The 8206-nt window shown below is 63.4% G+C and carries 7 protein-coding genes and 1 pseudogene; 4 read left to right on the top strand and 4 right to left on the bottom strand.

The window, feature by feature from the left end; genetic code table 11:
* Positions 1 to 1764: TonB-dependent receptor (locus tag AruPA_RS20900; RefSeq protein WP_265638678.1), on the top strand; the 1764-nt coding region annotated here is incomplete at its 5' end.
* A gap of 96 nt (positions 1765 to 1860) precedes the next feature.
* On the opposite strand, the gene AruPA_RS20905 is transcribed toward AruPA_RS20900, so the two are convergent.
* The 3 genes from AruPA_RS20905 to AruPA_RS20915 are packed head-to-tail and all read right to left on the bottom strand — an operon-like array spanning position 1861 to position 3699.
* Positions 1861 to 2517, bottom strand: a complete 657-nt coding sequence (locus tag AruPA_RS20905) for a DUF4396 domain-containing protein (RefSeq protein WP_265638679.1) — start codon at positions 2515 to 2517, stop codon at positions 1861 to 1863.
* A gap of 36 nt (positions 2518 to 2553) precedes the next feature.
* Positions 2554 to 3486: an NAD(P)/FAD-dependent oxidoreductase gene (locus AruPA_RS20910; protein WP_265638680.1), complete on the bottom strand. Its 933-nt coding sequence runs from the start codon at positions 3484 to 3486 to the stop codon at positions 2554 to 2556.
* Entirely contained in the window at positions 3487 to 3699 is a 213-nt protein-coding gene (locus AruPA_RS20915; RefSeq protein ID WP_322784418.1) for a cation transporter, read from the bottom strand.
* Positions 3700 to 3862: 163 nt separating this feature from the next.
* Here AruPA_RS20915 and AruPA_RS20920 point away from each other — a divergent pair, with 163 nt between their 5' ends.
* From AruPA_RS20920 to lgt, 3 genes are read left to right on the top strand one after another with little or no spacing between them, the layout of a single operon-like run.
* Positions 3863 to 6367 carry a heavy metal translocating P-type ATPase gene (locus tag AruPA_RS20920; protein ID WP_265638681.1) on the top strand — a complete coding sequence of 835 codons (2505 nt, stop codon included), beginning with the start codon at positions 3863 to 3865 and terminating at the stop codon, positions 6365 to 6367.
* A gap of 5 nt (positions 6368 to 6372) precedes the next feature.
* Positions 6373 to 6828: a Cu(I)-responsive transcriptional regulator gene (cueR, locus tag AruPA_RS20925; protein WP_265638682.1), complete on the top strand. Its 456-nt coding sequence runs from the start codon at positions 6373 to 6375 to the stop codon at positions 6826 to 6828.
* 55 nt (positions 6829 to 6883) lie between these two features.
* A complete protein-coding gene (gene lgt / locus AruPA_RS20930) occupies positions 6884 to 7711 on the top strand; it encodes a prolipoprotein diacylglyceryl transferase (protein WP_265638683.1) in 828 nt (275 codons plus the stop codon).
* 148 nt (positions 7712 to 7859) lie between these two features.
* Here lgt and AruPA_RS20935 read toward each other — a convergent pair.
* Positions 7860 to 8069 (bottom strand): annotated as a pseudogene (locus AruPA_RS20935) (cysteine synthase A); the annotation flags it as partial.
* Positions 8070 to 8206 lie beyond the last annotated feature (137 nt).

Here is an 8206-nt window from a genome sequence, read left to right on the forward strand (position 1 = left end):
GGTCGCGCCGAACTCGATGCGCAATATGGCGTGCAGAAGGGGGACATATCGGCCTATTTCGCCGCCTCGGAACGCCATGAAGGCGGCTGGCGGCAGGACCAGTCGAGCAATATCCAGAATTTCTACGGCAATCTCGGTTGGCGCGGCGCCCATGCGCAACTGAATATGAGCCTCACCCTGGCACGCTCGGCGCTGAACGGCCCCGGCACCACCCCGGTGCAACTGCTCGCGGTGGGACCCAACGCGCAATACACCTCACCCAACTTTCTGGGCAATCACTACGCCAAGTTCGCCACCGATTTCAGCGACCGGATCAACCGGACCAACGCCATCCAGGCGGTGATCTACTACGATTATTTTCTCCAGAAAGTCTCCAATGGGAACGGCCCTAACGACTTGCCGTGCTTTTCCGGCTCGCCCTATCTGTGCACCAGCCCCGGCGTGCTCAGCACCACGCGCGGCCTGGTGCCGATTCCCAACTTCCTGAACAGCAATTTCTATTCCGAGCTCGACCAGGAGAGCACCAACACCAACGGCTATGGCGGCTCGCTGCAATGGACCAACACCACGCCGATCGCCGGTCATCACAACCACTTGGTCGCCGGCGTCAGTTTCGACGGCTCACAGACCGAATTCGACGCCAACGGGCTGATTGGCGGCATAACCCCCCTCACCCGCGCCTATTACGGGCCCGGCATCGTGATCGACGAACCGGGCATCAACATCCCGGTGCGCGCCGCGTTCCAGAGTGCCTATGAGGGAGTCTATGCCTCCGACACGTTCGATGCCACCAAAAAACTCTCGATCACCGCCTCGGCACGCATGAACATCGCCAACCTCAATGCGTTCGACCAGGGCGGCAACGCCGGCCTCACCGGCCAGCATTTCTACACCCACCTGAACCCGGCGGTTGGCGCCGCATACCGCCTGACGCCGCTGCTGACCCTGTACGGCGGTTACTCCGAAGCCAACCGCAATCCCACACCCGCCGAACTCTCCTGCGCAGGACCACAGAATGCCTGCAGCCTCGCCAATTTTTTCGTCAACGACCCCAACCTCAAAGGCGTCACTGCCCACACCTGGGAAGCCGGAGTGCGCGGTGCCGCACTGACCGGTGCAAACGGCACACTCAGCTACCAAGCCGATTATTACCACACCGTACTGAACGACGATATCGGCTTCGTCAACGCCCCCACCTTCGGCCGCGCCTTCTTCAGCAATATCGGCAACGTGCTGCGCACCGGCGTCGATCTCGGTCTGCACTATACATCCGGCCCCTGGCGCGGATATTTCGATTACTCCTTCACCCGCGCAATCTACCAGACCGGCTTCGTCGAATCCGCCGGCGGCAATCCGGCCGCCGACGCCAACGGCAACCTCGCCATCGTCGCCGGCGATCATTTCCCCGGCCTCCCCGCGAGCCAGATAAAGTTCGGCACCACCTACCGGATCACTCCGCAATTGAGCGTCGGTGCCTCCGCCGTCGCGGTCACCTCGAGCTACCTGTTCGGCGATGCCGCCAACCTGAACAAACCGCTGCCCGGCTACGTCGTGACCGACCTCACCATGAAATACCGCCTGACCCCAAAGCTCGAACTGTTCGGCGCACTGGAGAATGCGATCAATGCCACCGCCTACAGCTACGGCGGCTTCTCCTCGCTCGGCAACGTCTACGTGGCGCAGGTCCCCAACCTTACCAATCCGCGCGCCTACAACCCGATCGCCCCGATCGGCGGCTACGTGGGGGTCAAGGTGAAGTTCTGATCCTCCGCGTGGTTGCCGCGTCCGGGTGTCCGGCGACCGATGGTGCCCCCGTTTTAGGCACCGGCATCGGCCAACCCCAAAGAGCGTCGGTTCGCTTCACATCGCTTCCTTGATACCGGCCTTGACCAGCCACCAGTTCACCGGAAAGGTGGTGGCGAAGCCGACGATCATGCCGATCTGCATCATGAACCAGAACACCGGGCTGTTCGGGTATAGGGCGGGATGGAAGAAAACGAAGCGCATCAACGCCATCCAACCGAACAGTCCGATCTCGAAGCTGGTGAGCGAAAGGGCATCGGCCTTGAGGGCTGCGATGATGCCCTGTCCCGGGCTGAGATTGCGCATCGGGACGATCGCGAAATACTGGAACGCGATGCCGAGGGAAAAGGCAAGGATGTAGTCGCCCACCAGTTCGGCGCCGAAGCTCGATCCGGCGATGGCGAGGCCGGTGAAGAAAACCATGAACTCGGCGATGATGTCGCCCAGGGTGCAGCCGGCGCCGCAATGGGTGGCACCGACGAACGTGGTCATCCAGAACGGTTTGTCCTTATGGTTGGTGCCGGCCTGGCGTCCCATCGTCCAATAGGCCCAGATTGCGAACGGGCCGAAATACAGCGCCGTCACCGGCCAGACCGCGTTCATGACGCCCATTTTCTGCCGGTGGCGGCGCAGGTCGAGAGCGATCACCACCGCGCTCGCGAAGGCAGCGATCAGGGCGATGATGGATAATAGATAGAGCCAATGCGGGGGCATACGGTCTCCTTTCGTTGATGGGGCCGATTTGCACGGTCATTCGACGCTCATGCCGCGCAGCGTGTTGTGGATGGCAGTCGCGGCGATCGCGGCTTCGCCCATGGCGACGCTGATCTGGTTGAGACCGCGGACGACGTCGCCGGCCGCGAACAGGCCCTTGACCGAGGTCTGCTGGTGCGCCGAGGTGACTATGGCGCCTTCATCGGTCAGGGTCGCACCGATCATCCGGGCGAGCGACGATCGCTTGCGGGTCCCCAGCGCGGAATAGACCGTATCGAACCGATGCAGCTGGCCGTCCTGGGTCGTCACCGCGCAGGTCTGTTCCGCTTCGGCAGCGATCGCCACGATCGGTGCTTCGATCAGGCCAATCCCCGCCTCGGCGGCGCGGCGACGCGTCTCATCGGTCGGGGTCAGCGACGCATCGACCGACAGCAAGGTGACGTCGTCGCTGTAGGTGCGCACGAAAATCGCCTCGGCGAGACCGCTCGTGCCGTGCCCGATCACGCCGACCTTTCGGCCGATCACCTCATAGCCGTCGCATACCGGGCAGTACCGGATCAGACCCCGGGCCACCGCGTTCCGCAGGTCGGGCAGGTCCGGTTCGTTATCGACCACGCCGGTCGCGAGCAGGGACGTCCGCGTCGTTCGGGTCACGCCGCCGATGGTGACCGTGAAGCCGCCATCGGGGGCGGCGGCGATCGCGTCGACCTGTCCGCGCCGGATCGCGGCACCATAGCGCAGCGCCTGGGCGGCCATCCGCTCCAGCAACACATTGCCGTTGATGCCGTCGGGGAAGCCCGCGTGATTATGCGAGACCGGCACCCAGGATGCCCGGCTGGCGCCGCCGTCGATCAGCTCGAAGCGCCGGCGGAACCTTGCCAGATAGATCGCGGCGGTCATGCCTGCCGGTCCGCCGCCGACGATCAGACTGTCGAGCACATCCGCCACCACGCCAGCCTCGGGCTGCACCTACGCGGCCGCCCGAACCTCGTAGCCCTCGTCGACGATCGCGGTGCGCACCGCAGCCGCATCGGGATGACCGTCGACCATGACCTCGCCGCGCTCGAGATCGACCTTCACGCCTTCCACCATGGGCACGGTGTTCACCGCTCTGGTGACCGCCGCAACGCAATGGCCGCAGGTCATTCCGGAAACTTTCAACGTCGGCATCGTGATCTCCACTGTCTCTGTGATGCCGCCTTACGTGGGGTTTCCAGTATGGGAAGGTCAATGCCGATCGGAATGTCAGGCGGGCAAGCACTTGCCACCGATCTGCCATTCGACGGGCGCTTGACCTTCCTATCGTGGTAATCCCCATATGCCGGGCAGTTGAGGAGTCATGATGATGGATATCGACGTCGCACCTGAGACTGACATCCGCCCGGCCGGAACATTGTCGGAAATCGATATCGGCATCGACGGCATGACCTGTGCCTCCTGTGTGCGCCGGGTCGAGAAAGCGCTCGCCCAGGTTCCCTCGGTTGCCGATGTCGCGGTCAATCTCGCGACCGAACGCGCGCGCGTGGGGTTTGCGCAGGCGCCCGATACGGCTGCGCTGGTGCAAGGCGTCGAGGCCGCCGGCTATGCGGTGCGCCGGTCCGAACTGTCGATGCGGATCGAGGGGATGACCTGCGCCAGTTGCGTCAGCCGGGTCGAACGGGCCTTGCGGCGGACACCGGGCGTGGTGTCGGTCGCGGTCAATCTGGCGAACGAGCAGGCGCGTGTCGTGGTTCTGGAGGGCGTATCGTTCGACCGGCTCGCGGGTGCGGTGCGTGATGCCGGCTACCAGGCGCAACCGATCGGCGAGCGGGACGATGCCGCCGAAACCGATCGGGTGCAGAGCCGCGACCGGCGGGAACTGCAGCGGGTCGGTCTCGCCGCGGCGCTGTCCGCGCCGCTGGTCGCGGGGATGGTGATGCATCTCGCTGGATCAAGCTGGATGGTTCCCGGCTGGGGACAGTTTGTGTTGGCCAGCATCGTGCAGTTCTGGCTCGGCTGGCGGTTCTATGTTGCCGGCTGGAAGGCCGTGCGGGTGCTAACGGGCAATATGGATCTGCTGGTGGCGCTGGGAACTTCGGCGGCCTGGGGCCTCAGTGTCTATGAACTGCTCGCCACCCCGGCCGGCCAGCCGCCACAATTATATTTCGAGAGCTCGGCGCTGCTGATCACTTTCATCCTGTTCGGCAAATGGCTCGAAGCCCGGGCGAAGCGGCAGACCGCCTCGGCGTTGCGGGCGCTGATGGGGCTTCGGCCGGATACTGCGCGGGTACGCCGTGATGGTGCGGAGATCGAACTGCCGCTCGCGCAGATCGTCGTCGGCGATATCGTGGTGGTGCGCTCCGGCGAGCGCATCCCGGTCGATGGACGGATCATCGAGGGCAGCGGCAGCGTCGATGAGCAAATGCTCACCGGCGAAAGCCTGCCGGTGGACAAAATGCCTGGCGCGCCGGTGACCGGGGGCACCATCAATCTCGATGGTCTGCTGACCATCGAGACCACCGCGATCGGCGCCGAGACGGCGCTTGCGAAAATCGTGCGTCTGGTCGAAGGGGCGCAGGCCTCGAAGGCGCCGATCCAGCGTCTGATGGATCGGGTCAGCGCGGTGTTCGTGCCGGTGGTTCTGGTGATCGCCGCCGCGACTTTCATCGTCTGGTACGCGGTGACCGGCGATGCGGTCCAGGCGGTGCTGAGCGCTGTCGCGGTGCTGGTGATTGCGTGTCCCTGTTCGCTCGGCCTCGCCACGCCGACCGCGATCATGGCGGGTACCGGCGTCGCGGCGCGCTATGGGATTTTGATCAAGGACGCCGAAGCGCTCGAAGCCGCCCATGCGATCACCGTGGTCGCGTTCGACAAGACCGGGACGCTGACCGAGGGTCGGCCGCGCGTGACCGATATCATCCAGGCCGCCGGCTGGCATGAGGACGACCTCGTTCGAACCGCCGCGTCGCTGCAAGCGGGGAGCGATCACCCGCTGGCTGTCGCTGTCCGCAGCCATGCCGCCGCGAACGGGCTGGTGTTGCAGCCGACCACGGGGTTCCGCGCGCTCGCCGGGCGCGGCGTTGCCGCAAGGCTGGACGATCGCGATCTTGTCCTCGGCAATCGTCGCCTGATCGATGAGCATCATCTCGATACCGGCGATCTCGCAGCGCGCGCGGGCGAATTGGAGGCGGCCGGGCGGACGGTCTCCTGGCTGGCGGAAACGGCGCCACATGCTCGGACGCTCGGCCTTCTGGCGTTCGGCGACACCGTGAAGGAGAGCGCGCGGCGCGCGGTCGAGCGTCTGCATCGCCTGTCGGTCCGCTCCGTGATGATCACCGGCGACAGCGCCGGCGCGGCGGGGCAGGTCGCGGCCACCCTCGGCATCGATGACGTGATCGCCGGGGTTCTGCCTGGCGGCAAGGCCGAGGCGGTGGTTCGCCTGCGTGCCGGCGTGCAGATCGTGGCGATGGTGGGCGATGGCATCAACGATGCACCGGCACTGGCCGCGGCCGATATCGGCATCGCGATGGGAACCGGCACCGATGTCGCGATGGGTGCGGCCGGAATCACCCTGATGCGCGGCGACCCTGCGCTGGTGGCCGACGCGATCGACATCTCGCGACAGACCTATCGCAAGATCCGCCAAGGGTTGTTCTGGGCGTTCTTCTACAATGCGGTCGGTATTCCGCTTGCGGCGCTCGGCTATCTGAATCCGGTGGTTGCCGGCGCCGCGATGGCGATGTCCAGCGTCAGCGTCGTCTCGAACGCGCTGTTGCTGCGCCGCTGGCATCCCAAAGGCGGCGCCGTTCCGCGGACCGCCGATGCCGCGGCCTTGAAGAGCGGCCGCTTGATCGAGAGGCAAGCCGGATGAATGCGATGACGATTGGTGAGGCCTCAAAAGCCTCCGGCGTACCCGCCAAGATGATCCGATACTACGAGAGCATCGGCCTCATTCCGAAAGCCGTTCGAAGCGACAGCGGGTATCGCCACTTTGCGATCAACGATATCCATACGCTCCGCTTCATTCGCCGCGGCCGCGATTTCGGGTTTTCGATCGACGCGATCATGCGGCTGCTGGCTCTCTGGCGGGACCAGAACCGGGCGAGCGCCGATGTCAAGCGTATCGCCCTCGAGCACGCGACGGCGTTGCGAACCAAGATCGCCGATCTGCAGGCCATGCTTGGTCCGATCGAACACCTCGCCAATCATTGCCAGGGTGATCATCGGCCGGATTGTCCGATCATGGATGATTTCGGGGACCACGCCGGGCGCTTGGGCGTGATGGACGACATCCGCGTCCAGCCGCCAGAAAACCCAGTGGGGAGGACGTGATGAGCTGTTCCAAACGTGACACCGATTTCGGGCGGGATATTTTCCGGAGCTATCGATGAACCATGTATATGTTTGGCCGCGTTTAGACCCAATCCTGGTGAGATTCGGCCCGTTCGCCATTCATTACTATGCGCTCGCTTATATCACGGCGCTGGTCGTCGGCTGGCGGTTGATGCGCCGCTTGGTGCGGGAAAGGCCAGCGGTCGCGACCCATGAGCAGGTTGACGATTTTCTTTCGTGGGCAACCCTGGGCGTCGTTCTTGGTGGGCGGATCGGCTACATTTTGTTCTATCAGCCCGTCTATTTCCTAAACCACCTCGACCGCACCTATGCTGTTTGGGACGGCGGGATGAGCTTTCACGGCGGGCTGATCGGCGTTGCGGTCGCGATCCTGATCTATTGCCACCGGCGCGGTCTTGATCCGTGGCAGTTCGCTGATCGAGTTGCCGTGCCCGTGCCGATCGGACTGTTTCTCGGTCGGATTGCAAATTTCATCAATGGCGAGTTGTGGGGACGGCCGGCACCTGCGTGGTTTCCGTTTCGTATGATCTATCCGCAATCGGGATCCGAAGTGCCACGTTATCCATCGGAATTGATCGAGGCAACGCTTGAAGGCCTGGTCTTGTTTGTCGTGCTTTATGCAGTGTCGCGCAACGAGCGGATACGCAGCCAGCCTGGGTATCTCGCCGGGTTATTTGTGCTTGGCTACGGAGTTGCGCGGACGACGGCCGAATTTTTCCGCCAGCCGGATTGGTTTCTTGGTTATCTGATGTTCGGCTTGACCATGGGCCAATTGCTGTCGATCCCGATGATCGCGATCGGTGCGATTATGATCTGGCGCGCCCGGCGGGCAGCCCGAACTCAGACAGCATTTGCCGCGTAATTGGGTCTCACAATTGCCATCTGTTCAGATACAACATGAACATTGGCTCAGTGCCGGCCATGTCCTTGCGAGCCAAGGGCCGCAGTATGCTGGATCGGCCATTATTTTGGTGCTCCGTGCGTAAACCGTACAACCAGCGGATAGCGCATCAAAGCCAGATTGGAACGGGCAGATTCTTGCCGCGCAAGAACTCGGGGTTGAATAATTTGGTCTGATAGCGAGCGCCGCCATCGCAAAGGACCGTCACGACGGTATGCCCGGGGCCGAGATCGAGAGCGATGCGGATCGCTGCGGCGACGTTGATCCCCGCCGAGCCGCCGACGGAAATTCCCTCGTGGATCATGAGGTCGAACACCTGTTGGATGCTGTTTCATAATGCCCTCAGGGTTTTTAAATAGCTCGGCACGGGTTGAGTAAGCTATTTATCTCATTGTTTATTATGGTGAATATGAGGTGGCGGATGTTAAATCCGTCGAGGCTCGTATTTCGCGTTAC

This window comes from Acidiphilium sp. PA, from assembly GCF_026191915.1.
Taxonomy (GTDB): domain Bacteria; phylum Pseudomonadota; class Alphaproteobacteria; order Acetobacterales; family Acetobacteraceae; genus Acidiphilium.

Excerpts from the sequence above, each read along its gene's own strand:
- AruPA_RS20905 (WP_265638679.1), bottom strand. The coding sequence starts at position 2,517 with ATGCCCCCGCATTGGCTCTATCTATTATCCATCATCGCCCTGATCGCT.
- AruPA_RS20920 (WP_265638681.1), top strand. The coding sequence starts at position 3,863 with ATGGATATCGACGTCGCACCTGAGACTGACATCCGCCCGGCCGGAACA.
- cueR (WP_265638682.1), top strand. The coding sequence starts at position 6,373 with ATGACGATTGGTGAGGCCTCAAAAGCCTCCGGCGTACCCGCCAAGATG.
- lgt (WP_265638683.1), top strand. The coding sequence starts at position 6,884 with ATGAACCATGTATATGTTTGGCCGCGTTTAGACCCAATCCTGGTGAGA.